The following is a 24,434-nucleotide window of genomic DNA, read 5'->3' on the forward strand; positions in this document are numbered from 1 at the left end:
GAGGCGCACCCACAGGTTCGCCGGCGGTTTCTTGGAACCGCAGGCAGGTCAATGACGCGCGCTATTCGCCGGCGATGAGCTCACTGAATTCAGGTTAAAGAAACACCCGGTACGGGTGCACGACGAGGGGCAGATGGAAGACACGACATCGATGATCCAGATCCGCTGGCACGGCCGCGGCGGTCAGGGGGCGATCACCGCCGCCAAGGTGGTGGCGAAAGCCGCGTTCGCCTCCGGTTACGGCGGGGTGGTGATGGCGCCGACCTTCGGCACCGAGCGCCGCGGCGCGCCGGTCAGCACGTCGCTGAAGATCGCGCGGGAGACGATCCACGACCTGTCGCCGATCCGCGAGCCGGATATCGTGGTGGTTCTCGATCACCTGATTCTCAACGAGGTTGACGTGACCGTGGGGCTGAAGCCGGGCGGGCTGCTGGTGATCAACTCGCCGCATCCGCCAAGCCGGCACCGGCAGAAGGACTTTCGCGTGGCAGTGGCCAACGTCGCCCGCATAGGGGAGGAGGCCGGGTTGCGCAAGGGGATCGTCAACAGCGGTATCATCGGCGTTCTCGGTCGCGCCAGCGGGCTGCTCGCCATTGACCGCCTGGCCGAATACATCGCCGAGGAGTTCGCCGACCGCCGGCCCGAACAGAACGTTCGTGCCGCCCGTCTCGCTTTTGAGGCGACCGAGATCTGCGAACCTGAGGGAGGCGCCCATGCCTGATTCCCGTTTCAAGATCATGACCTCCGCGGCGACCTCCGGCCCCGGCGACGCCGGCCGTACCGGCTCCTGGCGGGTGGAGCGGCCGGTCATCGACTACAGCCGCTGTACGCCGGCCAGGACCGGCAGGCACGCCTGTCACCTGTGCTGGTTCTATTGCCCCGACGTCGCGGTCAGCAAGACCATCGAGCCGCAGTTCGATCTCGACTACTGCAAGGGATGTGGCATCTGTGCCGAGGAGTGTCCGGTCGGCGCCATCACCATGGTCGCCGAGGAGACCTTCGCCGAAGGAGGGGCCGATGAGTAACAAGTGCATCGATTCCGGCAACAATGCCGCCGCCCACGCCGCCCGCCTGGCCGGCGTCGAGGTGGTGGCCGCCTATCCGATAACGCCGCAGACGCCGCTGACCGAAAAGCTGTCGGAATGGGTGGCCAGCGGCGAGATGGACGCCGAGTACGTGGCGGTCGAAAGCGAGCACAGCGCCCTGGGGGTCTGCATCGGCGCCGCCAGTGCCGGCGTGCGGGCCTTTACCGCCACCTCGGCCAACGGCCTGCTCTACATGAGCGAGCAGTTGCACTGGGCGGCCGGCGCCCGGCTGCCGCTGGTAATGTGCGTGGTCAACCGCGGGGTCGGAGCCCCCTGGTCGGTCTGGAACGACCATCAGGACGCCATGAGCCAGCGCGACACCGGCTGGATTCAGTTGTTCGTCAAGGATCACCAAGAGATCGTCGATGTCACCATCAAGGCCTTCCGCCTGGCCGAGGCGGTGCACATTCCGGTGATGGTCAATTACGACGGCTACTATCTGTCGCATACCTACATGCCCTTCGAGCTGCCCGACGCCGAGGCGGTGCGCGCGTTTCTGCCGCCTTACGTCTACAAGCACGCCCTCGATCCGCAGCGGCCGGAAAACCTCAATTCCGTCACCCTGCCCGATGCCCGGCGCGACGCCGGCGGAGTGCTGCGCGGCGGCTACATGGACATCCGCCACAACCTGCAGCAGGAGATGCACCAGGCCCTTGCGGTCTGGGAAGAGATCGACGCCGACTACCGGCAGCGTTTCGGACGCGGTGGGGCGCCGGTGCTCGAGGCCTACCGCCTGGAGGATGCAGAGTTCGTGGTCGTGGCCATGGGGACGCTGGCCAACCAGTTCCGCGACGTGGTCGACCGCCTGCGCCAGGAGGACGGCATCCGCGTCGGGGTGCTGGCGGTTCAGGTCTACCGGCCGTTCCCGGCCCGCCAGCTGGCGGAAGCCCTGCAGGCGGCCAGGGGCGTGATGGTTTTCGAAAAGGGACTCAGTTACGGACATCAGGGGGCGCTGTTCGCCGACGTCAAGTCGGCTCTCTATCCCTGGCCGGCCCGGCCGGTTCTGCGCAACTTCATCGTCGGCATTGGCGGCCGCGAAATTCCCACCAACGAACTCTGCCGGAACCTGAAGCAGGCCTGCGGTCAGGATGAACTGCCGCCCGAGGTGGCCGATACCCCCAACTGGATCGGATTGCAGCTATGAGTGATACGCCAAAGACAACGGTCCTCAGCCTGACCGAAGAGGAATTCGTCCATCCGGGCAACCGGGCCTGCTCCGGATGCAGCATGGGGCTGCTCTACCGCATCGGGGCCAAGGCCCTGGGGCGGGACTGCATCTTCGTCGTTCCGCCGAGCTGCATGACCGTCATGCAGGGCCTCTACCCGGTTTCCGCCTCGCAGTTCCCGATCTTCAACTGCACCTTCGCTTCCACCGCCGCCGTCGCCACCGGCGTGCGCGCCGCCATGAAACGGCTCGGCAGGACGACCCAGGTGGTCGCCTGGGCCGGCGACGGCGGCACCTCGGATATCGGCATCCAGGCCCTTTCCGGGGCTCTCGAGCGGGGCGAGGACATCATCTACATCTGCTACGACAACGAGGCCTACATGAACACCGGAGTGCAGCGCTCCGGCACCACTCCCTGCAGCAGCCTGACCACCACCACGCCCTTTACCGGCAAGGCGCAGGCGGCCAAGGACGTACCGGCCATCGTCGCCGCCCACAACCCGACCTTTGTGGCCACCTGCTCCGCTTCCTATCCGCTCGATTTTCACGACAAGCTGCTCAGGGCCAAACAGATGCGCGGTCTGAAGTATTTCCACATCCAGACTCCCTGTCCGCCCGGCTGGGGCTGCGAGGAGCGGCTGACCATCAAGATCGGGCGCATGGCGGTCGAGAGCGGACTGTTTGTCCTCTACGAGATCGAAAACGGTGTGAAGCGTCTCTCCGAGCCCTCGGCCCGGCTGCTGAAGAAGGGGCGGCGTCCGGTGCGCGACTATCTCAAGTTGCAGGTGCGCTTCAGGCACATGAGCGACGAACAGATCGCCGCCCTGCAGGCGCAGGTCGACGCCAGGTGGGACGATTACCGGGAGGCTTTCGCCGACGACTGACGCGAGCAGCGAACCATCGCCATGAGCACTGTCTTTCTGAACGGAGAATTCATTCCCGCCGAACAGGCGAAGATTTCGGTCTTCGACCAGGGATTTCTCTACGGCGATGGCATCTACGAAAGCTTCCGTTCCGTCGGCGGGCGGCTCTACCAGTTTCCCCGCCATTACCAGCGTCTGCGGCAGTCGGCGGAGGCGCTCTGCTATCCCATGCCCTACAGCGAGCAGGAGCTGGAAAACATCCTGCTCATGCTGCGCCGCCGCAACCGCCTGCAGGACGCCTACTTTCGCATCACCATCACCCGGGGGCCGGGTCAGGTCGGCTTTCAGCGCCGGCTCGAAGGCGAACTGACCTGCCTGATCGTCGCCAGGGAGTTCCGGGAGTTTCCCGAAGAATGCTACCGGCAGGGCATCGCCCTGCGGGTCGCCCGCACCCGCCGCAACGCCCCCGAGGCGATCAATCCGAAAATCAAGTCGATCAGCAATCTCAACAGCCTGCTCGGCAAGCTCGAGGCGAAGGAGGCGGGCGTCTTAGAGGTGATCATGCTCAACAGCCGGGGGGAGGTCTGCGAGGGATCGGCCTCCAACATCTTCTGGACCCGTGACCACTGGGTCTTCACCCCCTCGGCGGCGACCGGGCTGCTCGAGGGTGTGACCCGCTCGACCATCATCCGGCTGTGCGAACAGGAGCTCGACCTGCGGGTCATCTGCGGCGAGTACCGGCTGCAGGACCTGCTCTTTTCCGACGAGGTCTTCATCACCTCCACCTCGCTGGAGGTGATGCCGGTGGTCCGGGTCGACGATTTCACCATCAACCAGGGGCGGGTCGGCCCCATTGCCCGCAGGCTGCGGCAGGCGCTGCACCGGGACATGGGCAAGACCGAACCCGCCTGACAGATTGTTCTTTCACGGAGCTGGCGGCGGCGATGCCGGCAGACAGGATTTCCGAAGGGAGGAGAACCATGGCGGACGCAAGAGTGGCAATCGGGCAAAAGATCAGGCAACTGCGCGACAAGAAGGGGCTTTCCCTCGAGCAGACGGCTGAAAAGGCGGAGATGTCGCCCGAGCTGCTGGCCGAAATCGAGGCGGGCAGGGTTTCACCGCCGCTGGGGCAGATCGTCGCTCTGGCCAATGCCTTCAAGGTGTCCCTCGGCGATCTCTTCGGCGACAGCGCCGACGCTCCCTACTGCATAGTCCGCAGCGAGCAGGGGCGGGCCGTGTCCCGTTTCGGCGAAACCCGCGACACCGCCGCCGGCTACAGCTACCAGTCTCTCGGTTTTCGCAAGCAGAACCGGCACATGGAGCCGTTTCTGGTCACCCTGACTCCGGGGCAGGCGCCGAAGGAGCCGAACGGACATGACGGCGAAGAGATTCTGTTCGTGCTCGAAGGGCAGGTCGAGGTCAGCCTCGCCGGCCATACCGACATTCTCAACGCCGGCGATTTCATCTACTACGATTCGACCCTGCCGCACATCGTTGCCTGCCACGGCGACCAGCCGGCGACGCTGTTTGCGGTGATCTACGCCCGCAGGGACATGATTCTCTAGCCGGGCCCAGACGTTGGATTGGCCGCTCTGCGTGGCCGGACAAGGCTAAAAAGGCCGCTTCGACCTGAAAGGCGAAGCGGCCTTTTTTCTTCCCGGCCCTACTTCCCCAGCGCCTTGACGGCGGAGGAGACCACGATCTTGCGTTTGGTGGCGTAGAGCTCGTGGTTCTTCTCGATATCCCTGATCGGATAGAGATAGTTGACCATGAAACCGCAGGACTGTGCCAAGCCCTTGTCGGAAATGTCGCCCAGCCAGTTGACCCGTTCGATGCGGGCGCCGTTGCCGAGGTGGAAGCGCTCGACCGGGTCGATCGGCTGTCCGTCCTCCCGGAAAGTGTGGAAATAGTGGTAGAGCAGGTGCTCGATCAGCGGCCGGAGCACGTCGGTGATCTGCCGGTCGCGGTGCCAGCCCGGACGCTGCAGCAACGAGCGCAGCCCGCCTTTCACCTCCAGCGCGGCGCAGAGCGCCGCCAGGCGGTTCATCTTTTCTTCCCCGAGGTATTCGGCCATCTTTTCGTCGTTCAGCCCGTCGAGCCAGCGGGCGAAGCCGGGTATCGGCGAGAGGGTGGCGAAGGTCCTGATGTTGGGTAGCTCGGCCCTGAGGGTGTCGACCACCCGCTTGATCAGGAAGTTGCCGAAACTGATGCCCTTGAGCCCCTGCTGGGCGTTGGAGATGGAGTAGAAGATCGCCGTGTCGGCCTTTTCCGGCGGCACGTCGGGCGTCGATTCGTCGAGCAGGGTCTGGATGCTGTCGGCGATGCCGTTGGTGAGGGCGACTTCGACGAAGATCAGCGGTTCGCCCGGCATGTTGGGGTGAAAGAAGGCATAGCAGCGCCGGTCGAGATGCAGGCGGTGGCGCAGGTCCTGCCAGGAATGGATTTCGTGCACCGCCTCGTATTCCACCAGCTTTTCCAGCACCGCCGCCGGCGATTGCCAGTCGATCTGGTGCATGTGCAGCATGCCGACGTCGAACCAGGTCGCCAGCAGGTGGCGGATTTCGCCGTCAAAGGCCCGCAGCTCGGGATCTTCCCTGCTGAAGGCGATCAGGTCGCGGCGCAAATCGACCAGAAACTTGATGCCGTCCGGCAGGGTGTTGAACTGGCGCAGCAGCTTCAGGCGCGGCGGCACCAGCAGGTCGCGCAACTGTTGCTCGACGGCGGCGTGGTCTGCGTCGGGGGCGAGATAGGCCTGGCAGTGCCAGCTCAGCGCCGCCCGGTCGATGCCGAATTCCCGCGCCAGCATCGTCAGGAAGCGTTTTCTGCCGGCGGTCGACAGGTTGCGGTAGAGGCTGCCGATCTGCATGGCGTGATTGCGGGCCGACACCTCGCCGCCGCGGGCGTCCAGCCACTTTTTCAGCTGCCGGCGCAACAGCTCCTCGTCGCCGTTGGCCAGGTCGATGTCGGTCTTGCCGAGCAGGCCGCCGAGCAGGCTTTCGGTCAGGTTCGTCCAGCTGCGGCCGAGCGATCTGAGGCTGTCTTTCAGGATGGGCATGGAGACTCCCCCGCGGTGATGTGAAGCCGGCACTCGGGTGCCGGCATGGAAGCGTTTAAAACTATAGCAGAAGGCGGAGGAGAGGGCCGTTTTGCAAGCCGGGACAAACGTGGTAACGTCACCCTGAATCAGGATCACGACCCGTTTCCGGAACCTTTCCCGGCGAGGTGCGCATGAGATCGAACATCAAGCTCAGATTGCAGGTTGTCGACCGGGTCGGCGTGATGGCCGAAATCGCCCGGGTGCTGGCCGAGGACGACGTCAACATCCTCAGCATGGAGGTGGAAAAGAACGCGGGTCTGACCCATGTCTTTCTCGAGCTGGAAACCGGGGACGGCTCCCCCGGCGAGGCCGCGATTCTCGATGCCCTGGCCGCCCTGCCCGAGGTGGAGGACCTTGCCGGCATCCGCACCATGCCGCAGGAGAGGCGGCAGCGGCGCTTTCAGGTGGTGCTCGACAGCGTCAGCGACGGCATCCTGTCGATCAACGAGGACGGCGAGCTGACCACCATCAACCGGGTCGCCCGCGCCATGCTCGGCCTGGGGGAGGCCGATGTCGTCGGCCGCAACCTGCGCGATCTCGATCTGTCCGACACCAGCCTGCTGGCCTGCCTGGAAGGGCGGACCTACCGCAACGTCAAGCGCAGCATGACGCGCGGCCACCGGCGTTACCAGTATCTGGCCAGCGGTGAGGTGATCCGCGATTCCCGCGGAAGGATCGTCGGCGCCGTGGAGGTGCTGCAGGATCTGCGGGGCCTTCGCGAGGTCGCCAGCGCCGTCGCCAGCGAGCCGCAGGTCACCTTCGACGACATGGTCGGCCAGAGTCCGGGTCTGCGGCAGGCGATCGTCTTCGCCGAGAAGATTGCGCCGACCGACGGCATCGTCTGCATCCGGGGCGAGAGCGGCACCGGCAAGGAGCTGTTCGCCAGCGCCATTCATGTCGCCAGCGGTTGCCGGGGGCCGTTCATTCCGGTCAATTGTGCCGCCCTGCCGGAAAACCTGCTGGAAAGCGAGCTGTTCGGCTATGTCGGCGGCGCTTTTTCCGGGGCGCGCAAGGAAGGGCGGGCCGGTCTGTTCGAGGCGGCCAGGGACGGGACCATCTTTCTCGACGAAATCGCCGAGATGCCGCCGGCGCTGCAGGCCAAGATGCTGCGGGTCATTCAGGACGGCAAGCTGCGGCGCATCGGCAGCAACGAGGAGATCACCGTCAACGCGCGGGTCATCACCGCCACCAACCGCGACCTGGAGCAGCTGGTCAGGGAAGGCCGGTTTCGTGAAGACCTCTTCTACCGCATCAATCTCTTTCCCATCCACATTCCGCCATTGCGTGAACGGCGGGAGGACATCCCCCTGCTGGCGGAGCATTTCCTGTTTCAGGTCAACGCCCGTCTCGGGCTGCGTGCCCGGCGGCTGACCGAGGACGCCCTGGCCAAGCTGACGGCACATCGCTGGCCGGGCAACGTCCGCGAACTGCGCAACGTCATCGAGCGGGCGGCGATTCTCAGCGGCAGCGAGCGCATCAGCAGCGACAGCATCCGTTTCAGTTACGAGCTCGGGCATGCGGACGGCGCGTCCCCGCCGGAAATGGGGCGGCAGTCCCTGGCCGAACAGGTCGGACAGCTGGAGCGGCGCATCATCGCCGAGGTCCTGCGCCTGGCGCCGAGCAAGCGCCAGGCGGCGCGAATGCTGGGGCTGTCGCATACCGGCCTGCTGAAGAAGCTGAAGAAGTACGGCATGGGATGAACCCCGACAGGAAGGCATGGAGGTCATGGAACCTAAGGTTTCCACTGGAAACCAGCCTTTCATCCCCCCTTCCGGCCTCTGCTTTCGTCGGCTTAGCTGTTTCTGCCGTGCAGCCTGGAACCTCTGGTTTCCATTGTGCCGGGCCGTGGCGTCCGCCCGGCCCGTTCGACTGGATGGCCCTTTTCGCTCGCAAGTGTCTGATCTCTGCCAAAAATAATGTAAAATCAACCTGTTGCAGGTCGCAAAAATAAAATAGAACAAAATTTTAGAATTTTGCCCCTTCTGGCAGGTTGCTTGCTCTTCTGATTCCGTCGTCCGGACTTGAGGTCCGGTCCATGCCAGCGACAAAAGGAATCAGAGATATGGGCCAGTCGAATCCGAATCTGCCGGGCAGCTCTCTTGCGGGCGGACTTTTGCCGTCATCGGTGCTGTCGGACGGCAAGTTCGCCGTCGGCCCCACCGCCGACATTCCTTCCGAACTCGAAATCAGGGTTCATGGCCGTGGCGGCCAGGGCGGAGTGACCTGCGCCAAGCTGATCGCCATGCTCTTCGCCGGCCGGGACCGGTTTGTCCAGACCTTCGGCGACTACGCTTCCGAGCGTTCGGGGGCGCCGGTCAGGGCCTACACCAGGGTCAGCGACCGGCCGGTACGTAACCGCAACAAGGTCTACCGTCCGGACCAGCTGCTGATTCTCGATTCCGGCCTGGTCGGCCCGGACATCCTGGCCGGGCTGTCGCCCGGCGCCCTGGTTCTGCTCAACGGCGACGGGGGGCTGGATGCCATCGACGATCTGTTCGCCGAGTATCGTGTGGCGGTGGTCGACGCCACCGCCATCGCCCGCGAATACGGCATCGGCAGCCGGTCCGTGGTGATTGTCAACACCACCATGGTCGGTGCCTATGCCCGCCTCGTCGGCTTCGGGTTCGACGATGTCGAACGGGCCTACCGCAGTCTCGGTCTGGAAGCGGACCTGGAGGCGGCACGGCGCGCCTACCGTGAGGTGCGGCTGCGGGATGTCTTCCGCCTGCCGGAAAAGACCGCCGAGCCGTCGCCGGTGGCCGTTCCCCGGGTGCCGCCGCTGACCGGGCAGGTCTGTGATCCGCCGATGCCGCTGAAGACCGGCTCCTGGCGTACCCAGCGGGTCGAATACCAGGAGCGGCCGGCACCCTGCAGTGTCGGCTGTCCGGCCGGCAACGACGTGGTCGGTTTCATCCAGGCCCTGCGCAGCGACGGCATCGAGGCCGCCGCCCGCATCCTGCAGCGGACCCAGCCGTTGCCTTCGGTCTGCGGCCGGGTCTGTCCGGCGCCCTGCATGAGTCGCTGCAATCGCATCGAGTACGACGGGGCGGTCAACATCCGCAGCCTCGAGCGCTGGGTCGGCGATCACCATGCCGGATTGCTGCTGCAACCCGAGCGGCCGAAGGTGAAAAAGTCCTTTGCAGTGGTGGGAAGCGGGCCGGCGGGGCTGAGCGCCGCCTGGACCCTGGCCCTGGCCGGGCATGACGTCACCCTCTACGAGCGGGAAGATCAGCTTGGCGGGCTGCTGCGTTACGGCATCCCCGCTTACCGGCTGCCGCCGGAGCGGCTCGAGCGGGACATCGCCCGCATTCTCTCTCTCGGCGTCGAGGCGCGAACGGGCTGCCGGATCGACAAGACGGCCCTGCGCGAGCTGCTGGCGGAGCATGACGGCCTGCTGCTGGCGACCGGTCTCGATGTCTGGCGGCGGGCGGCGGTGCCCGGCGAGGATCTTGCCGGTGTCGAGCAGGGGCTCGCCTACCTGGCGCGTGCCAGGCAGGGCGGCGATGTCCGCCTGTCGGGGCACGTGGTAGTCGTCGGCGGCGGCAATTCGGCGATCGACGCCGCCCGGACCGCATTGCGCAACGGGGCCGACCGGGTGACCCTGGCCTATCGCCGCGGCCGCGCCGAGATGCCGGCGATCGACTCGGAAATCGAGGAGGCCGTCGAGGAAGGGGTGGAGCTGCTGCTGTATCGCCAGCCGGTGGCCTTTGCCGGCGACGGGCGGGTGCAGGCCGTGGAGCTGGCCGAAGTCGAGCTGGGCCCCAGGGGAGAGGACGGCCGCCGGAAGCCGGTGGTGACCGACCGCGTCGCCCGTCTCGATTGCGACCGGATCCTGCTCTGCCTGGGACAGAGCGCCGATCTCGGCCTGCTGCCGGAGGACTGGCGGCCGGCGGGGCGGCGCGTGGTGAGCGGCGGTTCCGTTCTGCCGGTGGTCTGCTGCGGCGATGTCGCCATCGCGGCCGGAACGGTGACTCACGCCATCGGCGATGGCCGACGCGCCGCCCGCGCGCTGCTGGCCGGAACCGGCATCGAGGCCGTCGAGGCGGCGGAGCGGGAAGACGGCATCGCGGTCACCGCCGAGGAGATCCATTTCGATGCCTTTGTACGGACACAGCCGGCCCACGAGAGGCATCTGCCGCCGGCCGAACGGCTGTCGGGACGGGAGGCCAACCTGGGCCTCGCCGACCCGGCCGAGGCCGATCGCTGCTTCTCCTGCGGCCATTGCACCCGCTGTGACACCTGTCTCATCTACTGCCCTGAAGGGGTCATCTGCCGGGATGGCGGTGGCTACGCCATCGACGGGGAGCAGTGCAAGGGCTGCGGCATCTGCGCCCAGGAGTGCCCCCGTCACGCCCTTCGGGCCGCCGCCATGCCGAGCCGGAGCTGATAGCGATGCGAAACGAACTGATCAGCGCCAATCATGCCGCGGCGATGGCCGCGATCCTGGCCGCCCGGGCCAACCGGAGCGGACGCGGTTTCTGTGCCGGCGTCTATCCGATCACGCCGTCGACCGAGTGCATGGAGCTGCTCTGCTCCCGGCAGATCGAAAAGGGGCAGGTGGTTCGCGTCGAGGGCGAACACAGCGCCATGGCGGTCTGCATCGGCAGCGTCGCCGCCGGTGCCCGCTCCTTCACCGCCACCTCGTCCAACGGTCTGGCCTACATGGCCGAGAACGTGGTCACCGCCGCCCTGTTGCGGCTGCCGATGGTGATGATGGTCGCCAACCGCACCCTGGGACCGCCCTGGAACATCTGGGCCGATCATGGTGACAGCCTGCTGCTGCGCGATTCCGGCTGGCTGCAGTTCTACTGCGCCGACAACCAGGAGGTGCTCGACACCATCCTGTTCGCCTACCGGCTCGGCGAGGACCCCCGGGTGATGCTGCCGGTGATGGTCTGCCAGGACGGTTTCGTCCTCTCCCACACCATGGCCCAGACCCTGGTGCCGGAACAGGAGCTGGTCGACCGTTTCCTGCCGCCGCTCGAGGTGCCGCACCGCCTGAACGAGCAGCCGCACGCCCTGGGCTCGGTGGTGCTGCCGCAGCAGACCGAGGTGCTGCGTCGCCAGCACCACGAAGCGATGAACACCGCCCTCGCCATCTATCCGCAACTGCAGCGCGAGTTCGCCGCCGTCTTCGGCCGGCCGATCGCCGATCCGCTGGTCGGCTACCGGTACGAGGACGCCGAACTGCTGATCCTGTCGATGGGAACCCTGGCCAGCACCGTGGAGCGGGCCGTGGACCGGCTGCGAGAGCGGGGCGTGAAGGCCGGCGGCCTGCGGGTCCGCCTGTTCCGTCCCTTCCCGGCGCGGCAGCTGCGCGAGCTGCTCGGCCGGCCGGCCCGGGTGGCGGTGCTCGACCGGGACATCAGCCCCGGCTTCGGCGGTGTGCTCTGGGGTGAGTGCCGCAGCTGCGTTTCCGGGGATGTCCTGATGCAGAACTACATGCTCGGTCTTGGCGGCGGCGACGTCAGGCCGGAGCACGTCGAACAGCTGGTCGACGATCTGCTGGGCCGCGAGACGGCCGGCGAGCCGATGGTGATGGAGGTGGGCGCATGACTGAAGTTGCGGAAAGAACGATTCCCGTGCAGGAGCGTCCTGCGGGTCGTCCCCTGTTGCGTCCCGGCAATACCAACTGCGGCGGCTGCGGCATGTCGATCGCCCTGCAGATGTTCGGCCGCGAGCTGGCCGGGCAGCCGGTGCAGCTGGTGATCCCGGCCTGCTGCGGCGCCGTGGCGGCCGGCTCCTATCCCTTCACCGCCTTCGGCGTGCCGGTGGTGCTGTCGACCTTCGCCTCGCCGGCGGCGGTCGCCACGGGACTGGCCAGGGTGGCGGCCCTCAACGAGGAACCGATCCGGGTGGTCTGCTGGGCCGGCGACGGCGGCACCTATGACATCGGCATGGGGACCCTGTCGGCGGCGGCGGAACGGAACGAGGATGTCCTCTACATCTGCTACGACAACGAGATCTACGGCAACACCGGCGGCCAGCGCTCCTCGGCGACGCCGCTCGGCGCCGCCACCACCAGCACGCCGGTCGGCAAACCGGAAGTGAAGAAGGACATTCTCGCCGTGATGGCGGCGCACCGCATCCCCTACGCGGCCAGCGTCTCGCTGGCGCATCCCGAGGACGCCGGCCGCAAGTTCCGCCAGGCGCTGGCGGCCCGCGGTTTCCGCTTTCTGCACATCCTCTCTCCCTGTCCCACCGGCTGGAAATCTGAGCCGGCGCACGGCATCCAGCTGATCCGGCTGGCGGTGCAGTCCGGACTCTACCCGGTGCTGGAAATCCGCGACGGGCGGCAGGTCACCATCAACGTCGAGCCCGACTTCTCCGACCTGGCCCTGGCCGAATATCTCGCCATGCAGGGGCGTTTCCGCAAGTCGGGGGTGACCGCCATGGTGCTGCGCGACGCCATCCGGCAGCACTGGGAGCATCTGCGGCGCCAGGCCTGAAGCAGGCCTTCGTCATCCCGAGTTGCCTTCCCGTTTTCCCGTCGTCTTCGGCCGGCGCCGGCTTTTTGCGCCGGGCCGGCCGGCCAAGCTTTGCCTCTCCCCTGAAACTGTGCTAATCTGCGCACCGTTTTCTGGTCTGCCAGAATCCCATAACATCCCGATGTTAAAGGAGAATCAACCCATGTCTGCTGACAGTAAACTTGCGGGCCGCGTTCGCCAGCTGCGCGAAGAGCGGCAGCTGACCATCGAACAGCTGGCCGAGCAGAGCCGGTGCCATGTCGACGTGCTGACCCGTATTGAGGCCGGGGAACTGGTCCCCTCGCTGACGCCGCTGATGAGCATCGCCCGCGCCCTCGGCGTCCGGCTCGGAACCCTGCTCGACGACGAGCCGCATGACGGCCCTGCCGTGGTGAAGAAGGGGCAGTCGCCGGCCGTGATCCGCTTTTCCGGCAAGGACCCGGAAGCCCGCCGGAGCAATCTCGATTTCTACGCCCTGGGAGTGGGGAAGAAGGACCGGCACATGGAGCCCTTCGTCATCGACGTGCAGCCGCGCGAGGGGGACGAGCCGCCCCTGTCGTCGCACGAAGGAGAGGAGTTTCTCTATGTGCTTGAGGGCTGCATCGAGGTGAGGCTGGGCAAGACCGGCTACCGGCTGGAGGCCGGCGAGAGCATCTACTACGACTCGATCGTGCCGCACGACGTGCACGCCGTTGGCGGCCCGGCCCGCATTCTCGCCGTGGTCTACGCCCCGTTCTGACGATCCGGAGGTCGCCATCATGCCATTTACCGAACTGACCATCGGCGATTATCTCGAAAAGCAGGTGCGGCAGCTTCCCGACCATGAGTTCATCGTCTATCCCGACCGCAACCTGCGCTGGACCTTCAGCGAGTTCAACCGGCGGGTCGACGACCTGGCCAGGGGGCTTCTGGCCATCGGCATCGGCAAGGGGGACCATGTCGGCATCTGGGCGCGCAACGTTCCCGACTGGATCACCTTCATGTTCGCCACCGCCAAGATCGGCGCCGTGCTGGTGACGGTCAACACCCTCTACCGCAAGTTCGAGCTGGAATACGTGGTCAGGCAGGCCGACATGAAGGCGCTGGCGATCATCGACAGCTTCCGCGACCACAATTACCTGGACACGGTCTACGAGCTGATTCCCGAACTGCGTACCTGCCAGCGCGGCCATCTGAGAAGCGAGCGTTTTCCCGAGCTGCGCAGCGTCATCTACATCGGCCAGGAGAAGCACCGGGGAATGTACAACACCCGCGAGCTGCTGCAGCTCGGCCGCCAGTGCGACGATACGGACCTGGACCGGGTCCGGCAGAGCCTCTCCTGCCACGATGTCATCAACATGCAGTACACCTCCGGCACCACCGGCTTTCCCAAGGGGGTGATGCTGAGCCACTACAACATCCTCAACAACGGCTATTTCATCGGCGAGCGGCAGAAGTTCTCCACCGCCGACCGGCTCTGCCTGCCGGTGCCGCTGTTCCACTGCTTCGGCTGCGTTCTCGGCGTCATGGCCGCCCTGACCCACGGCGTTACCCTGGTGCCGCTGGAAACCTTCGATCCGCTGATGGCGCTGGCCGCGGTGCAGAAGGAGAAGTGCACCGCCATCTACGGCGTGCCGACCATGTTCATCGCCGAGCTCGACCACCCGATGTTCGACATGTTCGATCTCTCCACCCTGCGCACCGGCATCATGGCCGGCTCGCCCTGTCCCATCGAAACCATGAAGCAGGTGATGGAGAAGATGCACTGCTCGGAGATCACCATCGCCTATGGTCTGACCGAGGCATCGCCGGTCATCACCCAGACCCGCACCGACGACAGCATCGAGTACCGGGTCGCTTCGGTGGGGGCGGCCCTGCCGCATATCGAGGTGAAGATCGTCGATCCGGAAACCGGGGAGATCTGCGGTCCCGGCCAGCCGGGAGAACTCTGCTGTCGCGGCTACAACGTGATGAAGGGCTACTACAAGATGCCCGAGCAGACCGCCGCCGCCATCGATGCCGATGGATGGCTGCACAGCGGCGACCAGGCCGAGGTGGACGAGAACGGCTACTACCGCATCACCGGACGGATCAAGGACATGATCATCCGCGGCGGCGAAAACATCTATCCGCGCGAGATCGAGGAATTTCTCTACACCATGCCCGGCGTACTCGACGTGCAGGTGGTCGGCATCCCCGACGCCAGATACGGCGAGGTCGTCGGTGCCTTCATCATTCCCCGACAGGGGGCCGAGCTGACCGAGGAAGACGTGCAGGATTTCTGTCGCGAGCGCATCGCCTCCTACAAGAAGCCGAAGTACGTCTTTTTTGTCGAGGAGTTTCCGCTGACCGCCAGCGGCAAGGTGCAGAAGTACAAGCTGCGGCAGATGGCGCGGGAAAAGTTGGGGATTGATGCGCAGGCGGAACAGGACGGCTGAGCTTGTTTTCTCGACGTGAACAGCTGCGGGCGGGGAAGGCCGGGGGGCCTTCCCCGTTTTTTTTAGCTTGCGACCTTCGGTCGGTTGACGTGGATCCCGGGGTTGCGGCCCCGGACGACGCCGTCCTCTTTTGCCGGCCCAAAAGAGGACGCAGAAAAGGGCCCTGCGCCTGCGGCGGGCATTTCTGTCGCGAGTGTTTGGCAGGTCGATCTTCCGCTTGTCCCATCGAAGAAGCGCCAGCTCTTCGCAACAGGCAGAAAAAGCTTCCCAGCGAGCGGCAGGCCGCTCGATGGGCCAGGCCGCATCGCCGTTGTCGCGACAGGAACCGTTGTTCTCGGGACGAACGTTTCACTCTGTGGAAGCTCCGGACAATTTGGCCCGTGTGAGCGCAGCGAGCCCGGGATCGATGCTTTTCCTGCTGCCACGAAGAGCGGACAGTTCTCATTTGGCTGTCCGGGCAAAAGAGGCAACGAACCTTCGCGACAGCAATAAAAGAAAGCGTTTTTGCTTACTTTTTTCGCGCTGAAAAAAGTAAGGCGCCTGGCGGGGCGCGTCCCGCCGGTTTGGGTTTTGATTTTGCTTGCGACCTTGCGGTCGATGGATGTCGATCCGGGGTTGCGCCCCCGGACGGCGCCTTACTCTTTGGCGCTCCAAAGAGTAAGCAGAAAGAGCGTCGCCTGCGGCGGGCATTTCTGTCGCGTGGGTTTGGCAGGTCGAGGTTCCGAATGTTCCATCAAAGGAGCGACAGCTCTTCGCAACAGGCAGAAAAAGCTTCCCAGCGAGCGGCAGGCCGCTCGATGGGCCAGGCCGCACCGCCGCGGCCTTGACGGAGACGTTTCCGGATTGAACAGCCGCTTCCGTCGAGGCAGCTTTGGGCCGTTTGGCCCGTGTGAGCGCAGCGAGCCCGGGATCGATGCTTTTCCTGCTGCCACGAAGAGCGGACGGTTCTCATTTGGCTGTCCGGGCAAAAGAGGCAACGAACCTTCGCGACAGCAATAAAAGAAAGCGTTTTTGCTTACTTTTTTCGCGCTGAAAAAAGTAAGGCGCCTGGCGGGGCGCGACCCGCCGGTTTTGTTTTTTTGCCCTGCCGCAGGAATGATGGCAATCTATTTGCTGTCGAACAGTTGTTGATGGACCGGGATCGGCCCGGACGCCGTCGTGAGGGTGTTGTCCCGTGACGAAACGGCCGGAAAAGATGAAGGCGATCGGCAGACTTTTTCCCCTGTGGGTGGTTCTTCTTGCCCTGCTGCTGGCCGGCGGTGTCTGGCAGGCCAGCCGCTGGGCCGGCGACGTCGAGCTCGAGGCGATGACGGCGACCGGCCAGGAACGTCTGACGCTCTACGCCAGCACCCTGCGCGGGGCGTTGAACCGCTATGCCTACCTGCCCTATGTGCTGGCCCGCAATGCCTCGGTGCAGAACATGCTGGCACAGGGGAAGCCCTCCGTCGACGTCAGTCGCTACCTTGAAGAGCTGAACCGGGAGGCCGGCAGCGAAGCCCTGTATGTGATGGATGCCGCCGGCGATACCCTGGCTTCGAGCAACTGGCGCGAAACGACCAGTTTCGTCGGCCGCAACTACGCCTTTCGTCCCTATTTCACCGCCGCGCGGGAAGGGCGCCAGGGACGTTTCTTCGCCATCGGGGTGACGACCGGGCGGCCGGGTTTCTTCATGTCCCACCCGGTTCGCCGGGACGGCCGGTTCGCCGGGGTGGCGGTGGTCAAGGTCGACCTCGATCCCCTGCAGGACGACTGGCGGGAAGGTGGCGAGACGGTGCTGGTCAGCGACGCCAACGGCGTCATCTTCCTTTCCAGTCGCAGCGACTGGAAATACACCACCCTGGCGCCGCTGAGCGCCGAGCAGCGCCGGCGGATCCGCGCCGGGCGACAGTACGGTGACAAGCCCCTGCGGCTGAGTCCGCTGCGGACGGTCGAGGTCATGGGCGAGGACCGGCGGATCGTCCGTGCCGCCGGCGAGCGTTATCTGCTGCTTTCCCGATCCCTGCCCGGGCTCGGCTGGAAGCTGTTCTATCTGGCTTCGCTGGCGCCGGTGCGGGAGCGGAGCCGGGCGGTAACGGCCATCGGCACCGTCCTGGTCCTGCTGCTGTTTTCCTGCGCCATGTACATGCGCGAACGACGCCAGAAGCAGCTTTCCCGGCGCAAGGCCCGGGAAGCCGAGGCGATCAAGGCGATCAACCTGCGGCTGCAGGAGGAGATCGAGGAACACCGCCGGACCGAGCAGGCCCTGCGCGATGCCCAGGCCGAACTGGTGCAGAGCAGCAAGCTGGCGGCGCTCGGCCAGATGTCGGCGGGCATCGTTCATGAACTGAACCAGCCGATCGCTGCCATGCGCACCTACGCCGCCAGTGGGCGCCTGCTGCTCGATCGCCACGAGGAAGAGAAGGTCCGTGAAACCTTCGCCGCCATCTCCCGGATTACCGACCACATGGCCTCGGTTACGGCCCAGCTGAAGATTTTCGCCCACAAGGCACCGCAGCAGCGTGAACGGGTGGTGATCCAGTCCTGTCTCGACGAGGCCCTGACCCTGACCGCTCCGCTGTTCGACGAACACGGCGTCGAGCTGGTCAAGGAGGTCCCGGACGACGCCGTGGCCGTCTCCGGTGGCAGCGGCCGGCTCAGGCAGGTTCTGGTCAACCTGATCCGCAACGGCATCGACGCCATGCGCGACAGCGAACGTCGCGAATTGCGCATTCGGGTGGCCGCCCGGGCCGAGACGGTCGAAATCGAGGTCCGGGACAGCGGTACGGGGATCGCCGAGCAGGATCTGGACGAACTGTTCAATCCCTTCTTCACCACCAAGGAAGTCGGCAAGGGGCTGGGGCTCGGACTGTCGATCTCCTACCGGATCGTCACCGATCTGGGTGGAACCATTCGTGCAACGAACAATCCGGACCGGGGAGCCCGTTTCATTGTGCGACTGCCGCTGCTGGCGGATCGGACCGCGGGGGAGGAGCAATGACGAAAAACAGTGGAAAGGTTTTTCTGATCGACGACGATGCCGACATGCGTGCCTCGACGGCGCAGTGGCTGGAACTGGCGGGGTATCAGGTGCGGGTCTTTGTCGACGCGCCGAGCGCCCTGGCCGAAATCGACGCCGGTCTGGACGGGGTGGTGGTGACCGATGTGCGGATGCCGAAGATGGACGGAATGGCCTTTCTTGCCCGCCTGACCGAGCTCGACCGGGATCTGCCGGTGATCCTGGTGACTGCGCACGGCGATGTCCAGATGGCGGTCGAGGCGATGCGCCGGGGCGCCTACGACTTCATCGAAAAACCCTTCGAGCCCGAGCGGCTGCTCGACATCATCCAGCGGGCCGGAGAAAAACGCCGCCTGGTGCTTGAAAACCGCGAACTGCGCCGCCGGCTGGCCGGTCCGGACGATCTCGAACAGCGCCTTATCGGCAACTGCCCCGGCATTCGTCGGCTGCGCGAGGAGATTCTCGATATCGCCGCGACCGACGCCCCGGTTCTGATCCAGGGAGAAACCGGGACCGGCAAGGAAGTGGTCGCGCGCTGTCTGCACGATTTCAGCGCCCGCAAGCAGGGCCGTTATGTCGCCGTCAACTGCGGTGCGCTGCCGGAAAACATGTACGAAAGCGAGCTGTTCGGCTATGAGCGGGGCGCCTTTACCGGCGCCGACCGCCTTCGCATCGGCCGCTTCGAATATGCCCACGGCGGGACCCTGTTTCTCGACGAGATCGGCACCATGCCGCTGCCGCTGCAGGTCAAGGTGCTGCGCGCCCTGCAGGAAAGGGAGGTGGTGCGGATCGGCGGCAACGAGCCGCGGCCGATCGATGTGCGGCTGATCAGCGCCACCAATGCCGACCTGCTGGCCGAATGCGCCGCCGGCCGCTTCCGCCGGGATCTCTACTACCGGATCAACGTGGTCGAACTGCGCGTGCCGCCGCTGCGCGAGCGGGGCGGCGACATTCTGCTGCTGTTCGACTACTTCTGCGCCCGGGCAGCAGAGACCTACCGCCGCCCGGCGCCGCCGCTTCATTCGGGCGCCGCCGGGTTGCTGATGGCCCACGACTGGCCGGGCAACGTACGCGAGCTGAAGAATATCGCCGAACGTTACGTCCTTTCTTCCCTTCCCGGGGAACAGCGCCTGGCCGCGGTTCTCGGGGCGTCGCGGCCGGTTGCGTCACAGGCGTCACGGGTCGGGTTGCGGGAGCAGCTGCGCCAGTACGAGCGTCACCTGCTGGAACAGGCGCTGGCCCGGCACAGGGGAGATGTCCAGGCCGTGATGGAAGAACTCGACCTGCCCCGCCGCACTCTGAACGAAAAGATGGCCCGCCATCGTCTCGACCGCAGGGATTTCACCTGAATCAGTGAGTTCATCGCCGGCGAATAGCACAAGCCATTAACCTGCCTGAGCTTTTCAAAAATCACCGATGAACCTATGGGTGCGCCTCAGGTTTTTAAAAAGCTCATTCAAGGTCAAGCGCTTGCACTCTTCATCCAGCATGACCCCACTGATTCAGGTATACCTGAGCCGTCCTTTCCCTTCGGCAAAACTTTGCCGAAGGGGATCTTTTCGTCAGCAAGATCTTGCTTAAATTCTCCTCCTCTCCGTTCGCCAGTGCGGTTTTTCCCGCCATTTTCCTTGGCACGGCCCTTGCGCTGTCCGTTCGGGCAGAGTCAACGGGACGCACGTCCCTTCACCCCATCGAGGAGGAGAGAAAAATGAGAAGCATGATGCGTATCAGGCAGGTTGCCCTGGTTGTTGCGGCGCTGTCGCTGCTGTTCGGTTCGGTTTCGCCCGCGGCGGCCAAGCCCACGGAGCGCAACTATCTGCTGGCGACGGCCTCGACCGGCGGCACCTATTATCCGGTCGGCGTCGCCCTGTCGACCCTGGTCAAGGTCAAGCTGCAGCCGAAGCAGAAGATCGGCATGTCGGCGATCAATTCCGCCGGATCCGGCGAGAATGTCAAGCTGCTGCGCGACAACGAGGTCCAGTTCGCCATTCTGCAGGGACTGTACGGTTCCTATGCCTGGAACGGCACCGGGCCCATCGCCAAGATCGGCCCGCAGAAAGAGCTGCGGGCGGTGACCATGCTCTGGCAGAACGTCGAGCATTTCACGATCCTGAAGAAGTTCGCCAAGACCGGCACCGTGGCCGATCTCGCCGGCATGAAGGGCCAGGCGATGGCCCTGGGCAAGAAGAATTCGGGCACCCTCGGCTCGAACAAGGTGCTGCTGAAGAACCTCGGGCTCGATGCCGAGAAGGACTTCAAGCTCGTTCATGTCGGTTACGGTCCCTCGGCCGATGCCCTGCAGAACGGACAGGTGGCCGGCATGAGCACCCCGGCCGGCGTTCCGGTCAGCGCCGTCACCAAGGCCTTCGCCAACATGGGCGACAAGATCACCGTTCTCGATTTCACCGACGAGCAGATGAAGCAGGCTGACGGCGGTTTCGGACTGTGGACCCGGTATGTCATCCCCGCCGGCACCTACCCCGGACAGACCAAAGAGATCCGCACCATCGCCCAGCCCAACTTCCTGGCCGTGCGGGCCGACGTGGACGAGGACGCCGTTTACCAGATCACCAAGACCATCTACGAGAATCTTCCCTTCCTCAACGCCATCCACGGCGCCACCAAGGCCATGGCCATCGAGAAGGCGATCGTCGGGCTGCCTCTGCCCCTGCATCCCGGCGCCGTCAGATACTACCGGGAAGTCGGCATCGCCATTCCCGAGCATCTGATCGCCAGGTAGTCGTTCCCGAGGCGGTCGCCCGCCGGGGCGGCCGCCTCCCTTTCGGAGTCAAGCCCATGATCACGTCCGAAACCGAAGTCCATCCCCTGCATGCCGGCCTGCTGCTGGTGCTGGGGGTGGCCGTTTCCGTACTGCACATCTGGTTCAACGTCTTTTCGGTGCTGCCGACTCTCTGGCAGAACGCCCTGCATTTCGCCGGGTTCGCCCTGATAGCGGCGGTGGTCTATCCCCTGCGCAAGGAAGGGGCGGCCTGGTGGCGGGTTCTCGACGCCCTGCTCGGTCTGCTGGCGGCCGGCTCGGCGATCTTTCTGATTGCCAGGGAAGACGCGATCTACGACCGGGGGGTGAGCCTGCTGCCATCGGAATGGGTGGCCGGAATCGTCCTGATTCTTTGCGCCCTGGAACTGACGCGACGGGTCGCCGGCTGGTTCATCCCGTTGATGATCATCATCGCTCTGACCTATGTCGGCTGGTGGGGAGGGCTGATCGGCGGGGTTTTCAAGTTCGCCGGCCTCAGCCCGGAAACCATCCTCTTTCGCAGCATCTATGGCGACGACGCCCTGTTCGGCACCATCGCCCGCATTTCGTCGACCTACGTCTTCATGTTCATCCTGTTCGGCGCCTTTCTGCTCCGTTCGGGAGCCGGGGAATTCGTCATCGACCTGGCGCGGGCGGTGGCGGGGCGATTTGTCGGCGGGCCCGGCCTGGTCGCGGTGATGGCCTCCGGCCTGATGGGCACCATCTCCGGTTCGGCGGTGGCCAATACCGCCTCGACCGGGGTGATCACCATCCCGCTGATGAAGCGCGCCGGCTTTCCGGCCAAATTTGCCGCCGGGGTCGAGGCCGCCGCTTCCACCGGTGGGCAGCTGATGCCGCCGATCATGGGAGCGGGCGCCTTCGTCATGGCCACCTACACCCAGATTTCCTACAACACCATCGTCCTGGTCAGCATCCTGCCGGCGATCCTCTATTTCGCCACCGTCGCCTTCTTCGTGCGCATCGAGGCCAAACGCAGCCTGGTCCACGCTATCGACGACGAAAGGGTTTCCGCCGTCGATGTGATCAAGAAGGGCGGCATCGTCTTTCTGTTGCCGATCGGCGTGCTGATCGGCCTGCTGATCTACGGCTTCACCCCGACCTATGCCGCCGGTATCAGTATCATCGCCGTGGTGGTCGCCTCCTGGTTCAGCCCCAACCGCATGGGCCCCCGGGCGATCGTCGAGGCTTTGGCCATGGGGGCGAAAAACATGGTGATGACGGCCATTCTGCTGTGCAGTGTCGGCCTGATCGTCAACGTCATCGCCACCGCCGGCATCGGCAACACCTTTTCCCTGATGATTACCGAGTGGGCGGGACACAGCCTGGTCATCGCCATCCTGTTGATCGCCCTGGCGTCCCTGGTGCTGGGCATGGGGCTGCCGGTGACCGCCGCCTACATCGTGCTCGGCACCCTCTCGGCGCCGGCGCTGCACGGCCTGATCGCCGACGGCATGCTGGTCGATGCGCTGGCCAGCGGCCAGATCCCCGAGGCGGCCAGGGCCCTGTTCATGGTTGTCGCTCCCGAGCATCTGGCCGAGATCGGCAACCCGATGAGTCACGCTGCGGCCCGGGCCATCGTTGACGCGGTGCCGGTCGACATGGCGAGCATGGTGCGCGAGGCGGTGCTGAGCAAGGATGTCCTCTCGTTCGCCCTGCTTTCGGCGCACCTGATCATCTTCTGGCTCAGCCAGGATTCCAATGTCACACCACCGGTCGCCCTGGCCGCCTTCACCGGCGCCGCCATCGCCGGGACCAAGCCGATGGCCACCGGGCTGCAGTCGTGGAAGATCGCCAAGGGACTGTACGTGGTGCCGCTGCTGTTCGCCTATACCCCCTTTATCGGCGGTTCGTGGAGAGAAGATTTCATGATCTTCTTCTTTGCCCTGTTCGGTCTCTATGCCTTTACCGCCGCCCTGCAGGGCTTCATGGAGGCTAGGCTCAACCTGCCGCTGCGGCTGGTTTCCCTCGGCCTTGCCGCCAGCCTGTTGTGGCCCGCCCCCTGGTGGGTTCATGTTGCCGGCCTGGCAGGGCTGGCGGTGCTCTTCAGTTTCAACTTTCGGCAGTCGCGACGGAACAGCGCACCTGCCGGGAATCCCGGGGTCCTGTCGGCGGAGCTGAAATCCTGAAATCAAACCGGGTTGTTGCAGGCCCGAATGCGCAAGCCATTTCCATCCGTCGCCGATCGACGCGGGCGTGAAGGAAATGGCTTGCGTTTTTTTTGGGGGGGCGGTGGGACAACTTTTCCCTTGACAGTAGAATGCTGTTTGTTAATCTGCCTAACAAACGTTAGGTTGTCTATGGGGAGAGTGTGCATGACCGAACGGATTTCCCGCCGCGACCTGATCCTGCAGGAGGCCGCCCACCTGTTTCGCGAAAAGGGCTATCTCGGAGCCAATCTGCGGGAGCTCGCCGCCAGGGTCGGCATCAAGGGAGGGAGCATCTACCATCACTTCGCGTCCAAGCAGGAGATTCTGTTCGAGGTGATGGACCAGACCATGACCGAGATGATCGAGCGGTTGAGTGCGGCGCTGGAGGGCGCGGAGTCGCCCTCGGAAAAGTTGCGGCGCATGGTTCGTTTTCATGTCGACTACATCGTGACCGGCGCCGATCGCGCCTATGTGACCGACGACGAACTGAAGAACCTGGAGCCGGACAACTACCGCGCCGTCATCGCCAAGCGCGATCGCTACCAGCGGCTGATCGAGCAGATTCTCGAGGAGGGACAGCGGCAGGAAGGCTGGCGGGTGCCGGATGTCAAGCTCTGCTGCCGGGCGCTGATCAAGGCCTGCGCCGGGGTCGCCACCTGGTACAAGCCGGACGGAGCGCTGAGCCTGGCGCAGATCGCCGAAGTCTACGCCGACCTGTTCCGCAACGGCCTGTTGCCGCGCTGAGCGTCGCCGTCCGCTGTAAACGACGGGATAAGGTGTCACGGACGGGACAGTCGGCGCCGACGCTGCGGAGGCGCGCAACATAGTGAAAAGACAGAGATAAAACCTGGCATGGAGGCGCCTTGCGGACTGGTACTCTCCTTGCTGTTGAACTGACTTTGCCACCGGGCCGTACCGGATTGCGGACAAAGGCCGTACCGGGGCTTGTCGTGGTGAAGCAAAAATCCAACCGGAGGTAAAGATGAACATTCTGGTCTGCATCAAGCAGGTTCCGGACATGGAGTCGCGGTTCAAGGTGGCGGCGAACGGGACCTGGATCGAAGAGAGCGATCTGGCCTGGCGGATGAACGAGTACGACGAGTACGCCGTGGAGCAGGCGGTCCAGCTCAAGGAGCAGGTCGGCGGCGCCGATCTGACGGTGCTGTCGATCGGCCCGGCGCGGGTCAAGGAAGCGATCAAGAAGGCGCTGGCCATGGGCTGCGACCGCGGCGTGCAGGTGGTCGACGACGCCACGCACGAAAAGGATCCCTTCCAGATCGCCTCGGTCATCGCCGCCTTCGCCAGAGAGAAGAATTTTGACGTCATCTTCACCGGCATGCAGTCGCAGGACCGCGGCAGCGGCCAGGTCGGCGTGCTGCTGGGCGAGATGCTCGGCATTCCGGTTCTGACCACGGCGGT

At 65.0% G+C, this 24,434-nt stretch carries 19 protein-coding genes; 18 read left to right on the forward strand and 1 reads right to left on the reverse strand.

All coding sequences use genetic code 11. The features are described 5' to 3' along the window. Positions 1-133: 133 nt before the first annotated feature. The 6 genes from EDC39_RS14045 to EDC39_RS14070 all read left to right on the forward strand — a co-directional run bounded on the left by EDC39_RS14045 (position 134) and on the right by EDC39_RS14070 (position 4,678). On the forward strand, positions 134-721 hold the full coding sequence (locus EDC39_RS14045; RefSeq protein ID WP_148897029.1) for a 2-oxoacid:acceptor oxidoreductase family protein: 588 nt from the start codon (positions 134-136) through the stop codon (positions 719-721). Then, the gene (locus EDC39_RS14050; protein WP_148897030.1) at positions 714-1,025 is read left to right on the forward strand and encodes a 4Fe-4S binding protein; all 312 of its coding nucleotides are present in this window, start codon (positions 714-716) and stop codon (positions 1,023-1,025) included. Before EDC39_RS14045 ends, EDC39_RS14050 begins: the two co-directional genes overlap by 8 nt. After that, the gene (locus tag EDC39_RS14055; RefSeq protein WP_148897031.1) at positions 1,018-2,229 is read left to right on the forward strand and encodes a pyruvate ferredoxin oxidoreductase; all 1,212 of its coding nucleotides are present in this window, start codon (positions 1,018-1,020) and stop codon (positions 2,227-2,229) included. The genes EDC39_RS14050 and EDC39_RS14055 overlap by 8 nt, the downstream gene beginning before the upstream one ends. Continuing rightward, positions 2,226-3,134, forward strand: a complete 909-nt coding sequence (locus tag EDC39_RS14060) for a thiamine pyrophosphate-dependent enzyme (RefSeq protein ID WP_148897032.1) — start codon at positions 2,226-2,228, stop codon at positions 3,132-3,134. Before EDC39_RS14055 ends, EDC39_RS14060 begins: the two co-directional genes overlap by 4 nt. A 21-nt stretch (positions 3,135-3,155) precedes the next feature. After that, positions 3,156-4,025 carry an aminotransferase class IV gene (locus EDC39_RS14065; protein ID WP_148897033.1) on the forward strand — a complete coding sequence of 290 codons (870 nt, stop codon included), beginning with the start codon at positions 3,156-3,158 and terminating at the stop codon, positions 4,023-4,025. Positions 4,026-4,093: 68 nt separating this feature from the next. After that, positions 4,094-4,678: a cupin domain-containing protein gene (locus EDC39_RS14070; protein ID WP_187426820.1), complete on the forward strand. Its 585-nt coding sequence runs from the start codon at positions 4,094-4,096 to the stop codon at positions 4,676-4,678. A gap of 98 nt (positions 4,679-4,776) precedes the next feature. On the opposite strand, the gene EDC39_RS14075 is transcribed toward EDC39_RS14070, so the two are convergent. Then, a complete protein-coding gene (locus EDC39_RS14075; RefSeq protein ID WP_222862891.1) occupies positions 4,777-6,168 on the reverse strand; it encodes a malonyl-CoA decarboxylase in 1,392 nt (463 codons plus the stop codon). A gap of 173 nt (positions 6,169-6,341) precedes the next feature. Between EDC39_RS14075 and EDC39_RS14080 the strand changes: the two genes are divergently transcribed. The 12 genes from EDC39_RS14080 to EDC39_RS14135 all read left to right on the forward strand — a co-directional run. Continuing rightward, entirely contained in the window at positions 6,342-7,910 is a 1,569-nt protein-coding gene (locus EDC39_RS14080; protein WP_148897035.1) for a sigma 54-interacting transcriptional regulator, read from the forward strand. Between the two features lie 362 nt (positions 7,911-8,272). Further along, positions 8,273-10,597, forward strand: coding sequence for an FAD-dependent oxidoreductase (locus EDC39_RS14085; protein WP_187426821.1), 2,325 nt, complete (start codon positions 8,273-8,275; stop codon positions 10,595-10,597). A gap of 5 nt (positions 10,598-10,602) precedes the next feature. After that, positions 10,603-11,766: a pyruvate ferredoxin oxidoreductase gene (gene porA / locus EDC39_RS14090; protein WP_148897037.1), complete on the forward strand. Its 1,164-nt coding sequence runs from the start codon at positions 10,603-10,605 to the stop codon at positions 11,764-11,766. Next, positions 11,763-12,659: a thiamine pyrophosphate-dependent enzyme gene (locus EDC39_RS14095; protein ID WP_148897038.1), complete on the forward strand. Its 897-nt coding sequence runs from the start codon at positions 11,763-11,765 to the stop codon at positions 12,657-12,659. The genes porA and EDC39_RS14095 overlap by 4 nt, the downstream gene beginning before the upstream one ends. Positions 12,660-12,840: 181 nt before the next feature. Continuing rightward, the gene (locus EDC39_RS14100; RefSeq protein ID WP_148897039.1) at positions 12,841-13,416 is read left to right on the forward strand and encodes a helix-turn-helix domain-containing protein; all 576 of its coding nucleotides are present in this window, start codon (positions 12,841-12,843) and stop codon (positions 13,414-13,416) included. Between the two features lie 19 nt (positions 13,417-13,435). Beyond that, positions 13,436-15,094: an AMP-binding protein gene (locus tag EDC39_RS14105; protein ID WP_148897040.1), complete on the forward strand. Its 1,659-nt coding sequence runs from the start codon at positions 13,436-13,438 to the stop codon at positions 15,092-15,094. Positions 15,095-16,268: 1,174 nt separating this feature from the next. Beyond that, positions 16,269-18,071 carry a sensor histidine kinase gene (locus EDC39_RS14110; RefSeq protein ID WP_148897041.1) on the forward strand — a complete coding sequence of 601 codons (1,803 nt, stop codon included), beginning with the start codon at positions 16,269-16,271 and terminating at the stop codon, positions 18,069-18,071. Beyond that, positions 18,068-19,438, forward strand: coding sequence for a sigma-54-dependent transcriptional regulator (locus EDC39_RS14115; RefSeq protein ID WP_148897042.1), 1,371 nt, complete (start codon positions 18,068-18,070; stop codon positions 19,436-19,438). The genes EDC39_RS14110 and EDC39_RS14115 overlap by 4 nt, the downstream gene beginning before the upstream one ends. A gap of 368 nt (positions 19,439-19,806) precedes the next feature. Further along, a complete protein-coding gene (locus tag EDC39_RS14120; protein WP_407925440.1) occupies positions 19,807-20,829 on the forward strand; it encodes a TAXI family TRAP transporter solute-binding subunit in 1,023 nt (340 codons plus the stop codon). A 56-nt stretch (positions 20,830-20,885) separates the two neighbouring features. After that, the gene (locus EDC39_RS14125) at positions 20,886-22,994 is read left to right on the forward strand and encodes a TRAP transporter permease (protein ID WP_148897044.1); all 2,109 of its coding nucleotides are present in this window, start codon (positions 20,886-20,888) and stop codon (positions 22,992-22,994) included. 186 nt (positions 22,995-23,180) lie between these two features. Then, on the forward strand, positions 23,181-23,759 hold the full coding sequence (locus EDC39_RS14130; protein WP_187426822.1) for a TetR/AcrR family transcriptional regulator: 579 nt from the start codon (positions 23,181-23,183) through the stop codon (positions 23,757-23,759). Positions 23,760-23,997: 238 nt separating this feature from the next. Then, on the forward strand, positions 23,998-24,434 hold a 437-nt coding region (locus EDC39_RS14135; RefSeq protein ID WP_148897046.1), incomplete at its 3' end, for an electron transfer flavoprotein subunit beta/FixA family protein.

The sequence above is a fragment of the Geothermobacter ehrlichii genome (genome assembly GCF_008124615.1).
GTDB lineage: Bacteria > Desulfobacterota > Desulfuromonadia > Desulfuromonadales > Geothermobacteraceae > Geothermobacter > Geothermobacter ehrlichii.

Coding starts and splice junctions, on each gene's coding strand:
- EDC39_RS14045 (WP_148897029.1), top strand. CDS start 134: ATGGAAGACACGACATCGATGATCCAGATCCGCTGGCACGGCCGCGGC.
- EDC39_RS14060 (WP_148897032.1), top strand. CDS start 2,226: ATGAGTGATACGCCAAAGACAACGGTCCTCAGCCTGACCGAAGAGGAA.
- EDC39_RS14085 (WP_187426821.1), top strand. CDS start 8,273: ATGGGCCAGTCGAATCCGAATCTGCCGGGCAGCTCTCTTGCGGGCGGA.
- EDC39_RS14080 (WP_148897035.1), top strand. CDS start 6,342: ATGAGATCGAACATCAAGCTCAGATTGCAGGTTGTCGACCGGGTCGGC.
- EDC39_RS14050 (WP_148897030.1), top strand. CDS start 714: ATGCCTGATTCCCGTTTCAAGATCATGACCTCCGCGGCGACCTCCGGC.
- EDC39_RS14065 (WP_148897033.1), top strand. CDS start 3,156: ATGAGCACTGTCTTTCTGAACGGAGAATTCATTCCCGCCGAACAGGCG.
- EDC39_RS14055 (WP_148897031.1), top strand. CDS start 1,018: ATGAGTAACAAGTGCATCGATTCCGGCAACAATGCCGCCGCCCACGCC.
- EDC39_RS14130 (WP_187426822.1), top strand. CDS start 23,181: ATGACCGAACGGATTTCCCGCCGCGACCTGATCCTGCAGGAGGCCGCC.
- EDC39_RS14070 (WP_187426820.1), top strand. CDS start 4,094: ATGGCGGACGCAAGAGTGGCAATCGGGCAAAAGATCAGGCAACTGCGC.
- EDC39_RS14115 (WP_148897042.1), top strand. CDS start 18,068: ATGACGAAAAACAGTGGAAAGGTTTTTCTGATCGACGACGATGCCGAC.
- EDC39_RS14095 (WP_148897038.1), top strand. CDS start 11,763: ATGACTGAAGTTGCGGAAAGAACGATTCCCGTGCAGGAGCGTCCTGCG.
- porA (WP_148897037.1), top strand. CDS start 10,603: ATGCGAAACGAACTGATCAGCGCCAATCATGCCGCGGCGATGGCCGCG.
- EDC39_RS14075 (WP_222862891.1), bottom strand. CDS start 6,168: ATGCCCATCCTGAAAGACAGCCTCAGATCGCTCGGCCGCAGCTGGACG.
- EDC39_RS14125 (WP_148897044.1), top strand. CDS start 20,886: ATGATCACGTCCGAAACCGAAGTCCATCCCCTGCATGCCGGCCTGCTG.
- EDC39_RS14100 (WP_148897039.1), top strand. CDS start 12,841: ATGTCTGCTGACAGTAAACTTGCGGGCCGCGTTCGCCAGCTGCGCGAA.
- EDC39_RS14105 (WP_148897040.1), top strand. CDS start 13,436: ATGCCATTTACCGAACTGACCATCGGCGATTATCTCGAAAAGCAGGTG.
- EDC39_RS14120 (WP_407925440.1), top strand. CDS start 19,807: ATGATGCGTATCAGGCAGGTTGCCCTGGTTGTTGCGGCGCTGTCGCTG.